Consider the following 19,858-nt stretch of genomic DNA (forward strand, 5'->3'; position numbering starts at 1 on the left):
AATGACAGGGTAAGTGATAGTTTTAATATTGGATTTCTATTGTATAGATATAAAAAAAGGCGAACATCAGTCCGCCTTTTTAATCAACGAAATGGAATGTAATTATCCGTTAACGACCTTAATATTTATTTCCGCCAGTCTTGCATCCGCTTCTAATGCTTTACTTGTGTAGTCTTCGATTTCATTAAAGTTTAAGTAACGGTAAATATCGTCAGCCATTGGATCAATTTGTGCGGCGAACTCCATATATTCCTCGTAAGTTGGAATTTTTCCAAGTATAGAAACAACTGCTGCAATTTCCGCGGAAGATAGAAATACGTCTGCACCATCACCTAAACGATTAGGGAAGTTACGTGTTGAGGTTGAAACAACTGTAGAGTTAGCGGCGACGCGTGCCTGGTTGCCCATGCAAAGCGAACAACCCGGCATTTCTGTACGTGCACCTGCTGCTGCATAAATGCTGTAGTAACCTTCATCTGAAAGTTGGCTTTCATCCATCTTTGTGGGTGGTACTACCCAGAGTCGTGTTGGGATAGTGCCACCATAAGCTTCAAGCAATTTTCCTGCTGCACGAAAATGACCAATATTGGTCATGCATGAACCAAGGAAAACTTCATCCACGGGAGTGCCTGCAACATCCGCCAGTGTTTTCACATCATCAGGATCATTCGGGCATGCAAGAAGAGGTTCTTTAATCTCATTCATATCAATTTCGATGATTTCTGCATATTCAGCATCAGCATCAGCTTCCATTAGCTCTGGGTTAGCTAACCATTTTTCCATCGCTTTTATGCGACGGTCTAATGTACGCGCATCACCGTATTCATTGGCAATCATCCATCGAAGCATGACGATATTTGAATTTAGATATTCAATGATAGGTTCTTTATCCAGTTTGATAGTACAACCTGCTGCAGAACGTTCCGCAGAGGCATCTGATAATTCAAACGCTTGTTCTACTTTAAGATTGGGTAAGCCTTCAATTTCAAGAATGCGACCAGAGTAAATATTTTTCTTGCCTTTCTTTTCCACTGTTAGCAGACCCAGCTCAAGTGCTTTATATGGGATCGCGTTAACCAGATCTCGCAACGTAATTCCAGGTTGCATTTCACCTTTAAAACGAACAAGAACTGATTCTGGCATGTCCAGAGGCATGACACCGGTCGCCGCAGCAAATGCCACTAGCCCCGAGCCTGCGGGAAATGAAATACCAATGGGGAAACGCGTATGTGAATCACCACCAGTACCCACAGTATCTGGCAGTAACATACGGTTTAACCATGAGTGAATAATGCCGTCACCTGGACGCAATGAAACACCGCCACGATTCATAATGAAATCCGGGAGTGTATGGTGAGTCCCAACGTCAATAGGCTTTGGATATGCTGCGGTATGACAGAAAGATTGCATTGTAAGATCTGCCGAGAAACCGAGACAGGCTAAATCTTTTAATTCATCACGTGTCATCGGGCCTGTTGTATCTTGTGAGCCTACAGTTGTCATTTTAGGTTCACAATAAGTACCGGGGCGTATGCCATCAGTACCACAAGCGACTCCCACCATCTTCTGTGCAAGCGTATAACCTTTGCCGGTGTCTTTAGCAGGTACAGGAACACGGAATAGATCATTTGAGCCCATACCAAGAGATTCACGTGCACGTGTAGTTAAGCCACGCCCAATAATTAACGGGATTCGGCCGCCAGCACGAGCTTCATCCAACAGTATGTCAGTCTTTAGTCCGAACTCACAAATAGTTTCGCTTGTTGCATTGTTTTTAATGACACCTTCGTAAGGGTAGATATCGATTACATCACCCATAGCTAGGCTGGTGACATCACATTCGATAGGCAATGCACCCGCGTCTTCCATTGTATTAAAGAAAATAGGCGCAATTTTTCCACCGAGGCAATATCCACCATCGCGCTTATTAGGGATAAAAGGAATATCGCGACCCATATGCCATAGTACAGAGTTAGTGGCAGATTTACGTGATGACCCTGTTCCAACAACGTCACCAACATACGCTAGAGGATGACCTTTCTCTTTTAGCGCTTCGATCTGTTTGATTGGACCAACTTTGCCTTGTTCGTCTGGTGTTATACCGTCACGTTCCATTTTTAGCATGGCGACAGCATGTAAAGGGATATCTGGACGAGACCAAGCATCTGGTGCTGGTGAAAGATCATCTGTGTTTGTTTCACCAGTTACTTTAAACACAGTGACAGTAATTTTTTCTTCTAACTCAGGCTTGCTAGTAAACCATTCACCATTCGCCCACGACTCAATAATCTTCTTCGCATGTGCATTTCCCTCTTTCATTTTTTCTTCAACGTCATAAAACGCATCGAACATCAGTAGCGTATGTGACAGTGCTTCAACCGCGGCGGATGCAAGTGACTCATCATCTAGCGCATCAATCAGTGGGGCAATGTTATAGCCGCCAAGCATGGTGCCGAGTAGTTCAACGGCTTTTACTTTGTCGATAAGCGGGGATGAAGTTTCACCTTTTGAGATAGCCGCAAGGAAACCTGCTTTCACGTAAGCAGCTTGGTCAACACCAGCTGGCACGCGGTTAATAAGTAGATCGAGGATAAACTCTTCCTCACCCGTAGGTGGATTTTTAAGTAATTCGACTAGATCTGCTGTTTGTTCCGGGGATAATGGCTGAGGGACGACTCCCAGAGCAGCTCGTTCTGCTACATGTTCGCGATAAGCATCTAACACAATATTGGACTCCACATGTTGGGTGACAGCTCAGCTTCCTTGCTGGCACCTTAGATAGGTTGTTATAAATGAGCCGCCCATTATAGCGGATCTAGTAGAAAAATTTTAGAAAGTAAGCTTCTTTAAGCTAGAATCTGATCAATAGTTTTGAGGTATTTTGACTTGCCAATTAACAAATTAAGTTGATTTCCTCCAGCCTGATACCAAAGTAAAGCAGCGCGCAGGCCTGCAAACAACATAGCGCGAATAGCGGCTGCGTTATCATCATTTTTCAAAATTTGTGGATCGCATAGACAATTACACGTGGTGTTAGAGGACTAATAGCGTTTTGATAGAGTTGGGCAATACGCTCGATGACATAGTCGCGCTGATTTTCTAAATCATGAGCAGCTTCGTCTAATAAGCTAAGGGTTGTGCCAGTTTGTTTGCCTAGTTGATTGTTATCTCTTAAGTTTTTAGACAACATCATTAGGTTAACCATATAGCGCGCACGCTCTAATGCTTGCTTGTTATGTTTTTCGGTGAAGCTTGTTTTTAATGCGATTAAGCCTGGTCTTAAATCACTAATTGATCCAAACACTTCTGTATATGTGTCTGGATTTCGAACAAATAAACTGGTTAAACATACGTCGATTTGAGAGTAATCGTAGTCTGCCTCCCAGGCTATGTTTTGAACTTGTGACAATGCTTGATGCATGCCTGCTAAAGCGATAGTTTTATTTGTATATTCTGTGCTCATAATTAATTGATACGCTGGCTTATTATGCCGCCACCGAGGCAATGTTCGTTATCGTAAAGCACCGCATACTGCCCAGGCGTCACTGCGCGTTGAGGCTGTTCGAAATCTAGCTGCCATTGGCCGTTTTTTAATTCAGTTGCCAGGCATGCTTGATGAGATTGGCGGTAACGTATTTTAGCCTGAATTGAATTAATAGAATGCTTGTAGGACTGTTCTATCCAGTGCATTTCCTCAATTATCAAGCTGCTGTTGAACAAGTCAGGGTGGTCACTGCCTTGGCCGACAATTAGTTGGTTAGTCTCCATATTTTTATCCACAACATACCAGGGTTGTTCGCTGGCACTGGCGACTCCGCCAATACCTAAACCCTGTCTCTGTCCAATGGTGAAGAAGGTAGTGCCTTGATGAGATCCTATTACGTTACCTTCGGTATCTACTATATCACCTTGATTATTATCAATATATTGATTTAGGAAATCACGGAATTTTCGTTCACCAATGAAGCATATTCCAGTGCTATCTTTCTTGTCATGAATATGTAAATTCAATTCCTCAGCAAGTTGCCGAACTTGTGGCTTGCTTATATCGCCTAGTGGAAATAACGATTTACTTAGTTGTTGTTGATTCAGTCCATGTAAAAAATAACTCTGATCTTTGTTTGAGTCTATGGCGGTAAGTAATTGGTAATCACTAGTTGTTTGTTGACAACGTGCATAATGTCCCGTGGCTATTTTTTCAGCCCCCAACTCAATGGCGAAATCTAAAAATGCTTTAAATTTGATTTCTGTGTTACATAAGACGTCTGGATTAGGTGTGCGTCCTGCCTTGTGTTCGGTTAAAAAATATTCAAACACCCAATCCCAGTATTCTGAAGAAAAGTTAACTGTTCGCAGGGGAATACCAAGTTTTTTGCATACTTTTTCAGCATCTTCTAAGTCTTGTGCGGCTGAGCAATATTCGTCTGAGTCATCTTCTTCCCAGTTTTTCATGAATATTGCATCTATCTTATGACCGGCTTTTTTTAGTAAATATGCCGCTATAGCAGAGTCGACACCACCAGATAGACCAACAACAATATGCTTTAATGACATATGGTTAAAGAATATATGTAAAGTTATTTATAGAATATTTATGAGGTATTACGGTATAAGCATTATGCCTGTTGATTGCTTGAAATGACTATATATCAATCAGAGTGGAGCTTACCAAGTTTCTATTATGTCGCTCAACATAGAAAGGTCGCAACGGCGACCGCTTTCATAATCATCAATGCTCTGAAGCACCATGGCGCTGCGACGCTTAATTTCTGGCAGTCTTGCAATTTCCTCTCGTGTCATCCACAGAGCTTCTAAAATTCCATTGTCTAAAGGTTGCTCTGGAAAATGTTTGCCTACCTGTCCAGAGAATGTAATACGGAGATAAACATCGTCTTTTTCGGGATGTTTCCAACGATAAATACCCGTCAGCGACTCTGGAATAAACTCCCAGGCAGTCTCTTCTAGAGTTTCTCGAATAGCGGCATCTTCTAAAGTTTCGTCTACTTCCCAATGTCCGGCGGGTTGGTTGTACACTTCAAGGCCATTGGCTAGTTCTCTTACCATTAAGTATTTGCCATCTCGCTCAATGATGGAGGCAACTGTGATATGTGGATTTGATGGCATATCTATAATATTCAGTTAGTTATAGTTATAATTTAAAGTTAAATTGCAAGTAAAATTTGGCATAAAACTTGATACTAAAAGACTATTTAAAGATTATTTTTGTACTACTTTTTGAGAGAACACTGGTCTTATGGAGTATTCGATTCTTGATAGTAAGAATCCTATAATATGATTTACTTAAAGTAACAATGTGCTATTTGTATGTCGAGTGACAATCAATATCAAAATGATGATGGATTAGCGGTCGAAGAAGATCGTCCTAAGGTCAAACAACCACCCATGTATAAGGTAGTGTTGTTAAATGATGATTACACGCCGATGGAATTTGTTGTGCATGTGTTAGAAAATTTTTTCAACATGGGACGTGAGCAGGCCACTAGAGTTATGCTAAATGTACATTCACATGGTAAAGGGGTGTGTGGAGTATTTACTCGAGAAGTGTCAGAAACCAAAGTATCGCAAGTTAATGAATATGCGCGATTAAACAATCATCCTCTGCTTTGCGATTTGGAAGAAGCTGAGTAAATTTAAGTGGATATTACAATACAAAATGCTATCTAAAGATTTAGAAACAAGTTTGAACTCTGCGTTCAAGAGAGCTAGAGAAAAGCGACATGAGTTTATGACTGTCGAACACCTGCTCTTGGCTTTGACTGAGAATAATTCAGCTGCAGAAATTTTACGTGCTTGTGGAGCCAATATTGAGGCATTGAGCTCTGAATTGAATGTATTTATCGATGAAAATACGCCACTACTTAATGATGATGAGGAGCGTGAAACAACTCCTACGTTAGGTTTCCAAAGAGTTTTGCAACGTGCTGTGTTTCATGTGCAATCCTCAGGTAAAAAAGAAGTGACAGGCGCCAATGTATTGGTTGCAATTTATGGTGAGCAAGAATCACATGCAGTGTATTTGTTAACGAATAACGATGTCGCTCGTTTGGATGTGCTTAATTTTATTTCTCATGGTATTTCAAAAGTTTCGGATGATGAAATTGGGGAAATGCCTCCAGAAATGGATCCTGATGTTGATTATCAAGAACAAGAAGCAAAACCATTAGAGAAGTATGCGACTAATCTTAACGCCTTAGCTGCTTCAGGAAAGATAGACCCTTTGATTGGCCGTGCGCATGAAATAGAGCGCACTATGCAAATTTTATGTCGACGTAGAAAAAATAACCCATTGTTAGTTGGAGAAGCTGGTGTAGGGAAAACCGCCATTGCTGAAGGCTTGGCTAAAAAGATTGTCGATGGTGAAGTGCCTGAGATTCTAAAAGATAGCGTTATTTATTCTCTAGATCTTGGTGGTTTAGTCGCTGGGACAAAATATCGTGGCGATTTTGAAAAACGACTCAAAGGTGTTCTAAAGCAATTGTCATCTGAGGAAGGCGCGATTTTATTTATTGATGAAATACATACTATTATTGGTGCAGGCGCAGCATCAGGTGGTGTAATGGATGCATCAAATCTCATTAAACCGCAATTAGCAACTTCAGAATTAAAGTGTATTGGTTCTACTACTTATCAAGAGTATCGCGGTATCTTTGAAAAAGATCGTGCATTGGCAAGGCGCTTTCAAAAGATAGAAGTTTCGGAGCCATCTATAGATGAAACTTTTCATATCCTCAAAGGTATTCGTAGCCAGTTTGAGGGTCACCACAAAGTTAAATATTCAGATAAAGCTTTAAAGGCTGCTGCAGAACTTTCTGAGCGTTACATTACTGATCGGTTCCTACCGGATAAAGCGATTGACGTAATAGATGAAGCTGGGGCAGCTGTTACATTGAAGTCTGCGACCTCACGCAAGAAATCAATCACTGTTAAAGATGTAGAAGGCATTATTGCAAAAATTGCACGTATTCCTTCTAAAAATGTTTCACACAGTGATACTGAATTATTGAAAAACTTAGAGCGTAATTTGAAGTTAGTAGTGTACGGGCAAGACGAAGCTATTACTACATTGTCTACATCAATCAAAATGTCTCGTTCGGGATTGGGCGATGACGAGAAACCAATTGGTTCATTTTTATTTGCTGGTCCAACCGGTGTAGGTAAGACAGAAGTAACTAGACAATTGGCAACAGCACTTGGTATTGAGTTGGTACGTTTTGATATGTCTGAGTACATGGAGCGGCATACTGTTTCGAGATTGATTGGTGCGCCTCCAGGATACGTTGGTTTTGATCAAGGCGGCTTGTTAACAGATGCGGTATTGAAAGCGCCACATAGTGTATTGCTGCTTGATGAAATAGAAAAAGCACACCCCGATGTATTTAACTTGCTATTACAAGTGATGGATCATGGAACATTAACTGATGCTAATGGCCGCCAAGTAGATTTTAGAAATGTGATTTTGGTGATGACAACTAATGCTGGCGCACAAGAAATTAGTCGCTCAACGGTTGGGTTTACTAATCAAGATCATTCCAGTGATGGTATGGAAATTATTAAACGAATGTTCACACCAGAGTTTCGTAATCGTTTAGATGCCATTATACAATTTCAAAGTTTGGATAAATTGACAATTGGTAGCGTGGTGGACAAGTTCATTGCTCAACTAGAAAGTCAATTGAGTGAAAAGAAAGTTGATTTGATTGTTGATGAAGATGCACGCATCTGGATAGGCGAGGAAGGTTACGATCCGCAAATGGGGGCACGGCCAATGTCGCGTGTATTACAAGAGCATATTAAGCGCCCATTGTCAGAAGAAATCCTGTTTGGGGATTTAGCTAAAGGTGGAACTGTGAGAGTGACAGTACAAGATAATAAATTGCACTTGGATCTATCAAACGAACAGCATTAGTTGCCTTTGCTGTTAACGTGCTCGGTAAGTGATTCGGCCTTTGCTTAAGTCATAAGGTGTTAGTTCAACAGTGACTTTATCGCCAGTTAAAATACGAATATAGTTTTTTCGCATTCTTCCAGAAATATGTGCGGTGACGACATGACCGTTTTCTAGCTCGACGCGAAACATAGTATTCGGTAGAGTTTCAACAACGGTGCCTTCCATTTCAATGTGATCTTCTTTTGCCATGCATCTCCTCATATGTGTTTATGGTGAGGCGTCATTATCGTTATCTATTCAGTTAAAACAAGGTTTTTCTGACAGCTAGATGAGAAAATACTGAAATTTTATGAATAAGCTGCTAGATAAGTGCTAAAAACACTAAATAATAATATTAATAGGAAATAGAGAATAAACATGAAATTCGCATTTGTTTTTCCCGGGCAAGGTTCTCAATCAGTAGGTATGGTCAAAGACCTCTCTGAAAGTTTTGCAATTGTTAGAGAGTGTTATCAAGAAATCTCTGATGCTATTGAGGTGGATTTATGGAAAATGGTTCAAGAAGGACCAGCGGAAGATTTAAACCAAACAAAAAACACTCAACCAGCGATGCTCGCAGCGAGTTATTCCATATCTAAAATTTGGGCTGATTCAACTGAGCGAAGAGCAACTATCATGGCAGGACATAGTTTTGGTGAAGTGTCCGCGTTTACATGTGCTGGGGCGATGACGTTTCATGATGCTGCATTACTTGCACGTCGCAGAGGTGAATTTATGCAAAATGCGGTGGCTGCAGGAAGTGGAGCCATGGCAGCAGTGTTGGGCTTGGAGAACCAGGAATTAGATGAATTATGTAAATCAATAAGTAGTGATGGAGCCGTTGTTGAGGCTGTAAATTATAACGCTCCAGGACAAGTTGTGGTTGCAGGGCATACTCAAGCAGTTGAGAAATTAATTGATTTAGCTAAGCAAGAAGGAGCAAAGCGAGCATTAAAGTTGCCTGTATCAGTGCCAGCGCACTCAAGTTTAATGCGGCCAGCCGCAGAAAAGTTTGCTAGTGCATTAACTGAAGTTGATTTTAATATGCCTAGTGTTCCTGTAATTCAGAATGCTACTTTAGCTTCTCCGCAAGATACTCGAGAACTGGTATCTGCCTTACAAGCTCAGTTACATTCACCAGTGCGTTGGGTGAATACAATTGAGTCTATTAAGCAGGCTGGAGCAAGTTGTTTGATAGAAGTGGGGCCAGGAAAGGTGCTTACAGGTCTGCATAAACGAATAGATAAATCGCTCACTTCAGTGTGTGTTTGCGATAATACATCGCTTGAAACTGCTTTAAATACTATTGAGGAAGAACAGTGTTAGATAAAAAAGTCACATTAGTCACGGGTGCAAGCCGTGGTATTGGTAAAAGTATCGCTATTGAGTTAGGCAAAGATGGTGCGCGAGTGATTGGTACAGCCACTTCAGAGAAGGGTGCAAAGAATATTACTGACTATTTAACCCAAGAAGGCATAGATGGAGTAGGTATGGTGTTGGATGTGCGTAGTAGCGAATCAATAGATCAATGTATGTCAGACATAAAAGCACAATATGGTAATGTTGACATTTTGGTGAATAACGCAGGGATTACACGGGATACTTTGCTAATGAGAATGAAATTAGACCAGTGGGAAGAAGTCTATGAAACCAATCTGCGTTCAGTATTCTTGTTAAGTAAAGCGTGTTTGCGTGGCATGATGAAAAATCGAGCTGGGCGCATTATCAATATTTCATCCTTAGTGGGTACGACAGGTAACCCTGGTCAATCTAACTATGCTAGTACTAAAGCCGGCATGGTGGGGTTCACCAAATCACTAGCGCGTGAAGTGGCTAATCGAGGTGTGACTGTCAATTGTGTGGCACCTGGATTTATAGCTACTGATATGACTGATGAGCTTAGTGATGAGCAAAAACAGCAGATTCTAGCTACTATCCCCATGGGTAAATTAGGGGAAGTAGAAGATATTGCTAAGGCAGTAAAATACTTGGCATCAGATGATTCTGCTTATATAACGGGCCATACTATGCATATAAATGGTGGGCTACATATGGAGTAAGCATACTATAAGATTTAATGTATCGAAATAGATATACATTGTAACTAATTGTTATTAAAGATAAAAAAATTATAATTTCCCTGCTAAAACTAGCTGAAATAATAACGTCATTAATGACTAGATTGCGAATAAACTTTTCACTACAATGGCGGCCCTTCTCCTCCCACACAAATTATATCTTTGAGGATTTTATTAATGAGTAATATTGAAGAACGAGTGAAACAAATCGTTGTAGAACAACTTGGCGTAAGTGAAGAAGAAGTTAAAGAATCAGCTTCGTTTGTTGATGATTTAGGTGCTGACTCACTAGATACTGTTGAGCTGGTTATGGCATTGGAAGAAGAATTCGAATGTGAAATTCCTGATGAAGAAGCAGAAAAAATTACGACAGTTAAACAAGCTATTGATTACGTAAACGCGAATAAATAAGCATTACTAAATTTATCGTGAAGTCAAAAGTGACAGATTAAACCTTATACTTAATAAATATCACCATCCGTGTCTTCTAGAAGAGTAGTTGTAACAGGTCTAGGCATTGTTTCTCCCGTAGGATCTACCGTAGATGCTGCCTGGGCGAACATATGTGCTGGCAAAAGTGGCATTTCAAAAATTGATGTATTTGACCCGTCAGAATTCTCTGTGCAAATCTCAGGCGCAGTCCAGGGCTTTAATGCTGATGACTACATTCCTAAGAAAGATCAAAAGAAGATGGATCCGTTTATCCATTATGGAATTGGTGCTGGAGCTCAGGCAATTAAAGATGCTGGTTTAGAGATCAGTGAGGAAAATGCTGATCGTATTGGTGTTTCTATCGGTTCTGGTATTGGTGGATTGCCAGGTATCGAAAAAAGCTACGCAAGCTTTATGAAGAGTGGGCCTAAAAGGATTTCACCTTTCTTCGTTCCTTCTAATATTGTCAATATGGTTTCAGGTAACCTTTCCATCATGTACGGCCTACGTGGACCAAACTATTCGCTAGTATCCGCCTGTGCAACTGGGACTCATAGTATTGGAGATGCTGCGCGCTTAATTCAATATGGCGATGTCGATGTGATGATTGCTGGTGGTGCAGAAATGGCCACAAGTCATCTTGGAATCGGCGGGTTTGCGGCGGCAAGAGCTTTATGTGCTTCCCATAATGATGACCCTGAATCAGCCAGTCGACCATGGGACAAAAATAGAGATGGTTTCGTGTTAGGTGATGGAGCTGGTGTACTTGTTCTTGAAGAGTATGATATAGCAAAAGCACGTGGCGCAAGAATATATTGCGAGTTGGTAGGGTATGGAATGAGTAGTGATGCTCACCATATGACGCAACCTGCAGCGGGTGGAGTAGGAGCAGCTAAGTGTATGAAAAACGCATTTGCTGATGCGGGTATTAACCCTGAAGATGTAGGTTATGTGAACGCTCATGGTACATCAACTCCCGCAGGTGATATAGCAGAAACGGATGGACTTAAGGCCGCATTTGGCGATCATGCTTACAAGGTTGCTGTGAGTTCGACCAAATCTATGACAGGACACTTATTAGGTGCAGCGGGTGGTGTAGAAGCATTGTTCTCTGTGCTGGCTCTACATAACCAAATAGCTCCGCCGACGATTAATTACACCACACCAGATCCTGACTGTGATTTGGATTATGTGCCAAATCAGGCACGTGATGTATCAATTGATATCGCTATCTCAAATTCTTTTGGATTTGGTGGCACAAACGGCACGCTAGCTTTCAAAAATATCTAACGGCTGAACATTCTTCAGCTTTGTAACTTAATTAATCAGTTTTCGTAGATGCATTGATAACATTGATTTGTTAGCAATGCATCGACTCGCATGCCTGATTACATTACCATCTTGTTTCAATAATAAAGTCAAATAAAACAGGTGTAGAAATATGTTGGTTAACGGAATAGCAAATGATGCTCTTTCAATTGTAGATAGGGGGCTTCTGTATGGTGATGGAGTTTTTGAGACTATTTTATGTGAGGCCGGCCGGCCTATATTATTGGCTGGACATACGCAACGTCTGGAAAATGGATGCAAGCGCTTAGGTCTGGCCAAACAAAATTTATCAATTATTCTATCGGACATCCGCGAAGTTGCCCAACAAGAGGATTGTGTCGTTAAAGTGATCATCACCAGAGGTGAGCGTAATCGAGGTTATGCTTTTGATAAAGAAGATAACACTAGTACGCGAATAGTTTATCGTGATGACTTGCCATCTATCCCTGTTGATTACTATCAGGAAGGTATCCAGCTTACTAAATGCGAATACTTAATTCCCGATAATGCGCCCTTGGCAGGAATCAAACACTTAAATCGATTGGATCAAGTGATGGCGCGCAGTGAATGGAATACACAGTTTCAAGAAGGCATTATGCTCTCAAATGATGGTCGTGTTGTTGAGGGAACAATGACTAATATTTTTATTGAATCTGATCAAAAGTGGTTCACACCCATTCTAGAAACTTCCGGAATATTGGGCGTGATGCGTCAATGGTTAATGCGAAATTGTTTTCATGCAGGGATAGAATGCGTAGAAAAGGATATTCAGTTATCTGAATTTAAAAATGCACAATCAATATTTGTTTGCAATAGTGTGGTAGGTATTTGGCCAGTGACTCAGTTTGAAGGTAAAACCTATCCTGTAAGTGAGGCGGTTTCTAAAATGATGCAGCAAGCTAACTCAAGTTTAACTAAATTGTATCCGGTTTGATTTATGCTTAAAGCATTTTCAATTTTTATAGTTATTATGCTTATTGCTGCTAGCGTGTTTGCGCATAACGTGCATCGGTATGTAAATGATCCTATCAGTACCAAAGATAACTTGATAGAAGTTGTTGTTGACCAAGGCGCTACATTTAACCAGGTTAGTCACCGGCTTGTTGAGGCTGATTTTATTACTCATCCGCTGTATTTCAAACTGCTTGCAATGTATGAGGAAAAAACTCATAAAATTAAACCAGGTGAATATCAATTTAATATGAAGCAATCACCTATGCAGATTTTGGATGATCTTGTTGAGGGTAATACTGTTCAATATAAGCTAACTATCATTGAGGGAAAACGTTTCCAGGACTTTTTTCAACTGCTGCAAGATCACCCCAAGATTGCTCGTGTTATTGATGATGTAAATATAATCAAAACAGAGCTAAATATTAAACAAGAGAGCTTGGAGGGATTATTTTTTCCTGATACTTACACTTTTACTGCTGGGACTAAAGATATAGATGTTATTCGTCAAAGCCATAGGTTGTTACGCGATTTTCTCGATCAAGAGTGGCCAAATCGCAGCGAAGAATCTTTTGTTACAAGTCCATATGAAGCATTAATCCTTGCCTCAATCGTTGAAAAAGAGACATCTGTTGAATCAGAGCGGCCAATCATAGCAGGTGTATTTATTTCAAGGCTTAATATAAATATGCCATTACAAACTGATCCCACTGTAATTTATGGATTGGGAGCAGAATTTGATGGTAATTTAACACGCAAGCATTTAGAGACAGACAATCCTTATAATACATATACGCGTAGGGGGTTGCCGCCATCGCCGATTGCCTTAGTAGGTAAGGCTGCTATTGAAGCTGTATTACATCCGCAAATTACTGGCGATTTATATTTTGTTTCAAAAAATGATGGTACTCATTATTTCTCGAAAACATATAAAGAGCATCTTGCTGCTGTACGTAAATATCAATTAAATCAATAAATATGAAAGGATCTTTCATAAGTTTTGAAGGCATTGAAGGTTCAGGGAAAAGCACTCAATTGAGCTTTGCGGTTGAGTATTTGCAAGCTAAAAATATAGAGGTTGTTCAGACTAGAGAACCTGGGGGTACTTTGGTCGGTGAAAAGATTAGAGATGTGTTGCTAGATAATCAACTACCTAGCATGTATGTGGATACTGAATTGATGTTAATGTTTGCAGCGCGTGTTGAGCATGTGCGAAAGGTAATTCAACCTGCCTTGCAAGCGGGTAAATGGGTGGTGTGTGATAGATTTTATGATGCTACTTATGCATATCAGGGTTACGGGCGCGATATTGATTTAACTCGGATTGATGCACTTAAAGAATTTTCTATTGGAAGACTTTCGCCAGATCTCACATTGTTACTTGATGTTTCGCTAGAAGTAAGCATGGATCGAGTGACTAAACGTGGTAATAAAGACCGTTTTGAAAATGAAAAAGTAGATTTTTATAAAAAAGTCAGAAATGGGTATTTGCAGATTGCTGAAAACAATTCAAGTAGAGTTTCTATAGTTGATGCCAATAACTCAATCGATGAAGTTCAAAAAGCTATACGTATTCATCTTGATGGGTTGTTGAATGAATAATAAATTGTATCCATGGCAGCAAGAAAATTGGGATTACTTTATTCGCATGCAACAATCAAATACAATCCCGCATGCTATTTTATTGAGTGGACCCGAAGGAATTGGTAAACATGATTTTGCCAACAATGTTTGCGAAGCTATTTTGTGTCAGCAGGTATTAGATACCGGTTTTGCTTGCGGACATTGTAAACACTGTTTATTAATGCAGGCGAATACTTACCCTGATTTTGTTCGTGTCCTACCAGAGGAAGATAAAAATACAATATCCATTGATGTCATTCGTGAATTAATTGCAAAGTTACACCTCACCAGGCATTTCGAATCTAAAAAAATTGCCTTAATTGAACATGCCGACAGTATGAACACTAGTGCTGCAAATGCACTTTTGAAAACATTAGAAGAGCCTCCAGAGGGAACAATTATTATTTTGGTAACAAGCACTCCTCTTAAATTGCCGGCCACTATACGCAGTCGCTGCCAGTTTGTTGCTTTTCACCCACCCACTCAGGAACAGGCACTGTCATGGTTGAATGGCACAGATACTGGCATTGACTGGGAGCCCTTACTTAGGGTTGCACAGGGTGCACCGCTCCAAGCTATGCAATATCATGAGACAGAATTGCTTGATCAACGTATTTCAGTTGTACAAGGTTTTCTAGAGGTATTTGAGGCAAATTCCGACCCAATAGCCATTGCGAACAGAATTGAATCAATTCCATTTTCGCTCTGTTTTCAATGGATTCAAACGGTTATCGTCGATTTATTAAGAATAAAGGGGGCTGAAAACCCAATAACGCTCGAAAACCCCGACTTTTATCGGTCATTACTTGCCTTAGCGCCACGTATGCAAGTACCTTTACTATTGGAGTTCTGGGAGTTAGTCATAGAACGTAAAAGGATTTTCGATAACAGCCTAAATAAGCGATTATTCGCAGAATCACTGCTGATACGTAGTCATAAGTTGGCGCTTAAACACTCAGTCTAAATTAAAGAGAATATAAGAGAATATAGATATGGCAAACGGTGGAAGAGGGATTATATCACTAGCAATTAAGGATAAGGGCTCTTTATATGCCTCGTATATCCCATTTGTGAAAAATGGTGGTTTATTTATACCTACTAGCAAGAATTTTAACCTGGGTGAAGAAGTATTCATGCTACTCACTTTAATGGAAGAGAGTGAAAGGATTCCAGTAGCAGGCCAGGTCATATGGATAACTCCGCAAGGATCTCAAGGGAACAGAACTACTGGAATTGGTGTCCAATTTAGTAGCCAAGATAGTGGTGAGACACGTACAAAAATTGAAGCATTACTAGGTGGTGCCTTGCAAGCAGATAGACCAACCCACACAATGTAATTGCACTGCAGCAATATTTGTATAACTTGCTTTAAATCTATAATTTACTTATACAAATTCAGTTAAAACATATGCAGCAATGAACCATAAAAAAAACCAACACATTTATGGACTCAATGCAGAATATATTGAATCGCTTTACCAGCAATATATAGACAGTCCCGCTTCGGTTAGTCAATCCTGGCAGAAATACTTTAGTCAGCTAGATGTTAATAGTGATGCAAATTTGCATGACTTGCATGTAAGTGCAAAAGAAAATATTGGTCGAAATATTAACTCAGCTAAGCAGCATGTTTCTCAAGCTGGTAATGATTCTCATGATGATTACCAAGAAAAGCAAAGAGCAGTGCTGCGCCTGATTCGAGCTTACCGACGTTTAGGTCATCGACAAGCAGATATTGATCCATTATATGGTGAGGATCGTATTCAAATAAGTCTGCTCAATCCAGAGAATCATGGCTTAACATCAGCTGATCTTGATAAAGAATTTTTTGTATGGGAGAAAGCTACTGATTATAAACACTCACTGAGTTCTATCATTAATCTTATGACTACCACTTACTGTGGAAGTATTGGTACAGAAACAGAACATATTTCTGATCCTGAGCAAAAGCGTTGGTTAAGAGGTTATTTAGAATCAAACTATTCAAATTTAAAGCTTAGTAATGATAGAAAGAAACGCATACTAACAAGGCTAATTGCAGCCAATGCTTTAGAAACTTATTTGCATCGTAAATACATTGGGCAAAAGAGATTTTCTTTAGAGGGTGGCACTAGTCTAATTCCTTTGCTTGATACATTGATACAGTCAGCAGGTGAGCATGATGTGGGAGAGGCGATTATTGGTATGGCGCATCGCGGGCGACTGAATGTGCTGGTTAATATTATGGGTAAGAGCCCTCATGATTTATTTGAAGAGTTTGAAGGAAATATAGATTTAGAGTTTGGTTCGGGTGATGTTAAATATCATAAAGGGTTTTCAATAGACCTAAAGACTAATAAGAATCCCATTCATGCGGTATTAGCATTTAATCCATCTCATTTAGAAATAATTAATCCTGTAGTTGAGGGGTCGGTACGTGCACGCCAGGAACGACGTCAAGATAAACGTCGTGAACAAGTAATACCTGTATTAATACATGGTGACGCTGCTTTTGCAGGTCAAGGTGTTGTGATGGAAACACTGAATCTATCTAGTACTAAGGGATATACCACGGGTGGGACTATCCATATTGTTATTAATAATCAAATTGGATTTACTACCAGTGACCCATTAGATTCACGTTCGACACTATATTGCACAGATGTGGCAAAGATGGTGCAAGCACCTATTTTGCATGTTAATGGAGATGATCCTGAGGCGGTAGTATTTGCGACTCAATTGGCAATGGATTACCGCATGAAATATGCATGTGACGTCGTGATAGATATGATTTGTTATCGACGTCATGGTCATTCTGAAGCAGATGAGCCAGCAATTACACAGCCGTTAATGTATCAGCGTATTCGTACCAAAGAACGTGTTGATCAAATGTATTATAAGCAGTTGATAGAAGAGGGCGTGGTTAGACCAGGTGCGTATGAAGACATTGAAAAAGATTATATTGAAAAATTGAATGTCGGTAAGCCGGTATGTGGAGATATCGCTGAACGTAATTATTCTGAGTATGTGGTTGACTATAGCCCATTCAAAGGTTCGCATTGGAAGCAGCATACTGACACTACAGTCACAATGGATGTTATCGAGCAGATAGGCAATGTTGTGAGTTCGGTACCAGATGGATTTGTAGTGCATAAAAATGTTCAAAAAATTATTAAGCAACGTAAGCAAATGTCTAAAGGATCCATTCCTGTCGATTGGGGATTTGCAGAGATGCTGGCATATGGTTCATTGTTAGAGCAAGGATATCCCATTCGTCTGTCTGGGCAGGATAGTGTGCGCGGTACTTTTTCACATCGACACTGTGCTTTTCATGATCAAAATAATGGTGATATACACATACCATTAAGAAACTTATATGAAAAGCAACCGCAGTTCCTACCTATTAATAGTTTGCTGTCTGAAGCTGCAGTGCTTGGCTATGAAGTTGGGTATGCGACTTCTGAGCCAAATTCTTTAGTAATATGGGAGGCTCAGTTTGGTGACTTCGCAAATAATGCACAAGTTATTATCGATCAATTTTTAAGTTCTTCTGAAGTTAAGTGGCAAAGATATTGCGGTTTAGTATTATTCCTCCCGCATGGATATGATGGTCAAGGGCCAGAACATTCATCTGCGCGCATGGAACGCTATTTACAACTTTGTGCTGAAGAAAATATGCAAGTATGTATGCCAACTACTCCGGCACAACATTTTCATTTATTGCGTAGACAAATGCTGAGGCCATATAGAAAGCCGCTGATAGTGTTAACGCCAAAAAGTTTGTTAAGACACTCGAAATCCACATCATCATTAGAGGAGTTTACCCAACAAGGCTTTAAGCAGATTATAACCACTTATAATGAAGCCGATATTTTAAAAGTGACAAGACTTCTTATATGTAGTGGTAAAGTCTATTATGATTTGTTGGAGCAAAAGCAAGAACATGAATTGGATCATATAGAAATTATAAGAATTGAGCAGCTTTATCCATTCCCAGGTGATGAAATAAAAGAGCAAATAGCCAGATTTAAGCATGTATCTGATATTGTTTGGGTTCAAGAAGAACCTAGAAATCAAGGTGCTTGGTTCTACATGCAATCACGTAAGAATTTAACTGATTGTATTTATCCTAATCAGTCTCTAAAGTATGCTGGAAGAGACTATTCAGCATCACCTGCTGCTGGTTACATGCAACTACATCGTCATCAGCAAAAGCAGTTGGTGAATGAAGCGCTTGGTTTGACTACTGTGTCGAAGAGCGTTGAACTTAAAAGCGTTAGCTAATATCTATTAACTTAAGGATATCCATTGACCATTGACATAAAAATCCCTGAATTTTCTGAGTCTATCAGTGAAGGCACTATTAGTACGTGGGTAAAAAATGTAGGAGATCATGTTGTTGAAGGGGAGACACTGGTTGAGATAGAAACTGATAAAGTGGTTTTAGAGATTCCTGCGCCTGCGAGTGGTGTTATCGAGAAAATAGCCAAAAGTGAAAATGAGACAGTTAGCAGTCATGAGGTGATAGGGTCCTTAGCTGAATCTAGTCAGGATTTGTCTGCTGAAAGTACACAAGATAATGATGTTGCTGAGATTGAAAATAGAGATATCACAAACGAAGATGCTATTGAAAAAAATTCGGCTAGCTATAAAAAGACAAGTCCTGCAGTAAGAAAGTTAATACAAGAAAAGAATATTAATATTGACGAAATTATACCCACAGGTAAAGGTAATCGTGTTACTAAAAAAGACGTATTAGCTGCAGAATCAAGCAATCCTCATCCAAACAAATCTCTATCTGATGTAGCTGGTGATGGGGGCGAGATTGAGCGCGTACCAATGAGTAGTTTAAGAAAGAAGATTTCAGACAGATTGGTTTCTGCGCAACAAGATTACGCTATGTTGACCACTTTTAATGAAGTTAACATGCAAGAAATATTGTCGATTCGTTCTAAGCATAAGGAGCAATTTTTTGCGCAACATGGCGTAAAATTTGGTTTTATGTCATTTTTTGTTCTAGCGACAATAGAAGCGCTAAAAGAATATCCAATAATAAATGCATCTGTTGAGGGAGATGATATTCTCTATCATCGATATGTGGATGTCGGAATAGCGGTTAGTGCTGAACGAGGTTTGGTAGTTCCTGTGGTGCGTAATGCAGAGACCAAATCTTTGTCATCGATTGAAATTGAAATTAACGAGCTTGCAAACAAAGCGAGGGAGAATAAATTATCTATTGATGAACTAATCGGAGGAACTTTTACTATAACAAATGGTGGAGTTTTTGGTTCTATGCTATCTACACCAATTATAAATCCTCCACAAAGCGCAATTCTTGGAATGCACGCAATAGAAAAAAGACCAATTGCAGATGGCGACGAAATAAAAATAGCGCCAATGATGTATCTAGCATTGTCTTATGATCATCGTATAATTGATGGGCGAGAAGCAGTATTATTCTTAAGTCTTATTAAACGTATTATAGAGAACCCTATCCAACTGCTTCTGCATTTATAAC

General features: G+C 39.8%; 19 protein-coding genes. 13 read left to right on the forward strand and 6 right to left on the reverse strand.

Translation table 11 applies throughout. The features are described 5' to 3' along the window. Positions 1-102 precede the first annotated feature (102 nt). The 5 genes from acnB to R8G33_02195 all read right to left on the reverse strand — a co-directional run bounded on the left by acnB (position 103) and on the right by R8G33_02195 (position 5,124). Entirely contained in the window at positions 103-2,724 is a 2,622-nt protein-coding gene (gene acnB, locus R8G33_02175; protein ID MDW3094459.1) for a bifunctional aconitate hydratase 2/2-methylisocitrate dehydratase, read from the reverse strand. Positions 2,725-2,846: 122 nt separating this feature from the next. Next, entirely contained in the window at positions 2,847-2,999 is a 153-nt protein-coding gene (locus tag R8G33_02180; GenBank protein ID MDW3094460.1) for a DUF489 family protein, read from the reverse strand. Next, positions 2,996-3,463: a DUF489 family protein gene (locus R8G33_02185; GenBank protein ID MDW3094461.1), complete on the reverse strand. Its 468-nt coding sequence runs from the start codon at positions 3,461-3,463 to the stop codon at positions 2,996-2,998. Before R8G33_02185 ends, R8G33_02180 begins: the two co-directional genes overlap by 4 nt. A 2-nt stretch (positions 3,464-3,465) precedes the next feature. After that, positions 3,466-4,554, reverse strand: a complete 1,089-nt coding sequence (gene mnmA / locus R8G33_02190) for a tRNA 2-thiouridine(34) synthase MnmA (protein ID MDW3094462.1) — start codon at positions 4,552-4,554, stop codon at positions 3,466-3,468. 111 nt (positions 4,555-4,665) lie between these two features. Beyond that, positions 4,666-5,124, reverse strand: coding sequence for an NUDIX hydrolase (locus tag R8G33_02195; protein ID MDW3094463.1), 459 nt, complete (start codon positions 5,122-5,124; stop codon positions 4,666-4,668). A gap of 201 nt (positions 5,125-5,325) precedes the next feature. On the opposite strand from R8G33_02195, the gene clpS reads away from it, so the two are divergent. Together clpS and clpA are read left to right on the forward strand one after the other, a co-directional pair. After that, positions 5,326-5,649, forward strand: coding sequence for an ATP-dependent Clp protease adapter ClpS (gene clpS, locus R8G33_02200; GenBank protein ID MDW3094464.1), 324 nt, complete (start codon positions 5,326-5,328; stop codon positions 5,647-5,649). 25 nt (positions 5,650-5,674) lie between these two features. Next, positions 5,675-7,927, forward strand: a complete 2,253-nt coding sequence (gene clpA / locus R8G33_02205; protein ID MDW3094465.1) for an ATP-dependent Clp protease ATP-binding subunit ClpA — start codon at positions 5,675-5,677, stop codon at positions 7,925-7,927. A 12-nt stretch (positions 7,928-7,939) separates the two neighbouring features. Here the strand turns inward: clpA and infA are convergent, their stop codons facing one another. Continuing rightward, positions 7,940-8,158 (reverse strand): translation initiation factor IF-1, encoded by a 219-nt coding sequence (infA, locus tag R8G33_02210; GenBank protein MDW3094466.1) that lies wholly within the window; start codon positions 8,156-8,158, stop codon positions 7,940-7,942. Positions 8,159-8,326: 168 nt separating this feature from the next. Here infA and fabD point away from each other — a divergent pair, with 168 nt between their 5' ends. The 11 genes from fabD (at position 8,327) to odhB (ending at position 19,857) form a co-directional block, all read left to right on the forward strand. After that, positions 8,327-9,274 carry an ACP S-malonyltransferase gene (fabD, locus tag R8G33_02215; GenBank protein MDW3094467.1) on the forward strand — a complete coding sequence of 316 codons (948 nt, stop codon included), beginning with the start codon at positions 8,327-8,329 and terminating at the stop codon, positions 9,272-9,274. Further along, positions 9,268-10,008, forward strand: coding sequence for a 3-oxoacyl-ACP reductase FabG (gene fabG, locus R8G33_02220; protein MDW3094468.1), 741 nt, complete (start codon positions 9,268-9,270; stop codon positions 10,006-10,008). The genes fabD and fabG overlap by 7 nt, the downstream gene beginning before the upstream one ends. A 195-nt stretch (positions 10,009-10,203) precedes the next feature. Next, entirely contained in the window at positions 10,204-10,437 is a 234-nt protein-coding gene (acpP, locus tag R8G33_02225; GenBank protein MDW3094469.1) for an acyl carrier protein, read from the forward strand. 69 nt (positions 10,438-10,506) lie between these two features. Then, positions 10,507-11,748, forward strand: coding sequence for a beta-ketoacyl-ACP synthase II (fabF, locus tag R8G33_02230; GenBank protein ID MDW3094470.1), 1,242 nt, complete (start codon positions 10,507-10,509; stop codon positions 11,746-11,748). Between the two features lie 151 nt (positions 11,749-11,899). Further along, on the forward strand, positions 11,900-12,721 hold the full coding sequence (gene pabC / locus R8G33_02235) for an aminodeoxychorismate lyase (GenBank protein MDW3094471.1): 822 nt from the start codon (positions 11,900-11,902) through the stop codon (positions 12,719-12,721). Positions 12,722-12,724: 3 nt separating this feature from the next. Beyond that, positions 12,725-13,714 (forward strand): endolytic transglycosylase MltG, encoded by a 990-nt coding sequence (mltG, locus tag R8G33_02240; protein MDW3094472.1) that lies wholly within the window; start codon positions 12,725-12,727, stop codon positions 13,712-13,714. Between the two features lie 2 nt (positions 13,715-13,716). Then, a complete protein-coding gene (tmk, locus tag R8G33_02245) occupies positions 13,717-14,340 on the forward strand; it encodes a dTMP kinase (GenBank protein MDW3094473.1) in 624 nt (207 codons plus the stop codon). Further along, entirely contained in the window at positions 14,333-15,325 is a 993-nt protein-coding gene (locus R8G33_02250; protein MDW3094474.1) for a DNA polymerase III subunit delta', read from the forward strand. Before tmk ends, R8G33_02250 begins: the two co-directional genes overlap by 8 nt. 28 nt (positions 15,326-15,353) lie before the next feature. Next, positions 15,354-15,698, forward strand: coding sequence for a PilZ domain-containing protein (locus R8G33_02255; protein MDW3094475.1), 345 nt, complete (start codon positions 15,354-15,356; stop codon positions 15,696-15,698). 79 nt (positions 15,699-15,777) lie between these two features. Next, complete coding sequence (locus tag R8G33_02260) at positions 15,778-18,624, forward strand: 2-oxoglutarate dehydrogenase E1 component (protein ID MDW3094476.1); 2,847 nt, start codon at positions 15,778-15,780, stop codon at positions 18,622-18,624. Positions 18,625-18,648: 24 nt separating this feature from the next. Then, a complete protein-coding gene (odhB, locus tag R8G33_02265; GenBank protein MDW3094477.1) occupies positions 18,649-19,857 on the forward strand; it encodes a 2-oxoglutarate dehydrogenase complex dihydrolipoyllysine-residue succinyltransferase in 1,209 nt (402 codons plus the stop codon). The last annotated feature ends 1 nt before the right edge of the window (position 19,858 follow it).

Source organism: Gammaproteobacteria bacterium (genome assembly GCA_033344735.1).
In the GTDB taxonomy this organism is placed as follows: domain Bacteria; phylum Pseudomonadota; class Gammaproteobacteria; order UBA4575; family UBA4575; genus UBA1858.

What these genes read in the sequence shown, in the direction of transcription:
- R8G33_02185 (MDW3094461.1), bottom strand. Translation starts at nt 3,463, where the DNA reads ATGAGCACAGAATATACAAATAAAACTATCGCTTTAGCAGGCATGCAT.
- clpS (MDW3094464.1), top strand. Translation starts at nt 5,326, where the DNA reads ATGTCGAGTGACAATCAATATCAAAATGATGATGGATTAGCGGTCGAA.
- R8G33_02250 (MDW3094474.1), top strand. Translation starts at nt 14,333, where the DNA reads ATGAATAATAAATTGTATCCATGGCAGCAAGAAAATTGGGATTACTTT.
- mnmA (MDW3094462.1), bottom strand. Translation starts at nt 4,554, where the DNA reads ATGTCATTAAAGCATATTGTTGTTGGTCTATCTGGTGGTGTCGACTCT.
- infA (MDW3094466.1), bottom strand. Translation starts at nt 8,158, where the DNA reads ATGGCAAAAGAAGATCACATTGAAATGGAAGGCACCGTTGTTGAAACT.
- pabC (MDW3094471.1), top strand. Translation starts at nt 11,900, where the DNA reads ATGTTGGTTAACGGAATAGCAAATGATGCTCTTTCAATTGTAGATAGG.
- R8G33_02195 (MDW3094463.1), bottom strand. Translation starts at nt 5,124, where the DNA reads ATGCCATCAAATCCACATATCACAGTTGCCTCCATCATTGAGCGAGAT.
- R8G33_02255 (MDW3094475.1), top strand. Translation starts at nt 15,354, where the DNA reads ATGGCAAACGGTGGAAGAGGGATTATATCACTAGCAATTAAGGATAAG.
- clpA (MDW3094465.1), top strand. Translation starts at nt 5,675, where the DNA reads ATGCTATCTAAAGATTTAGAAACAAGTTTGAACTCTGCGTTCAAGAGA.
- tmk (MDW3094473.1), top strand. Translation starts at nt 13,717, where the DNA reads ATGAAAGGATCTTTCATAAGTTTTGAAGGCATTGAAGGTTCAGGGAAA.
- mltG (MDW3094472.1), top strand. Translation starts at nt 12,725, where the DNA reads ATGCTTAAAGCATTTTCAATTTTTATAGTTATTATGCTTATTGCTGCT.
- fabD (MDW3094467.1), top strand. Translation starts at nt 8,327, where the DNA reads ATGAAATTCGCATTTGTTTTTCCCGGGCAAGGTTCTCAATCAGTAGGT.
- R8G33_02260 (MDW3094476.1), top strand. Translation starts at nt 15,778, where the DNA reads ATGAACCATAAAAAAAACCAACACATTTATGGACTCAATGCAGAATAT.
- acpP (MDW3094469.1), top strand. Translation starts at nt 10,204, where the DNA reads ATGAGTAATATTGAAGAACGAGTGAAACAAATCGTTGTAGAACAACTT.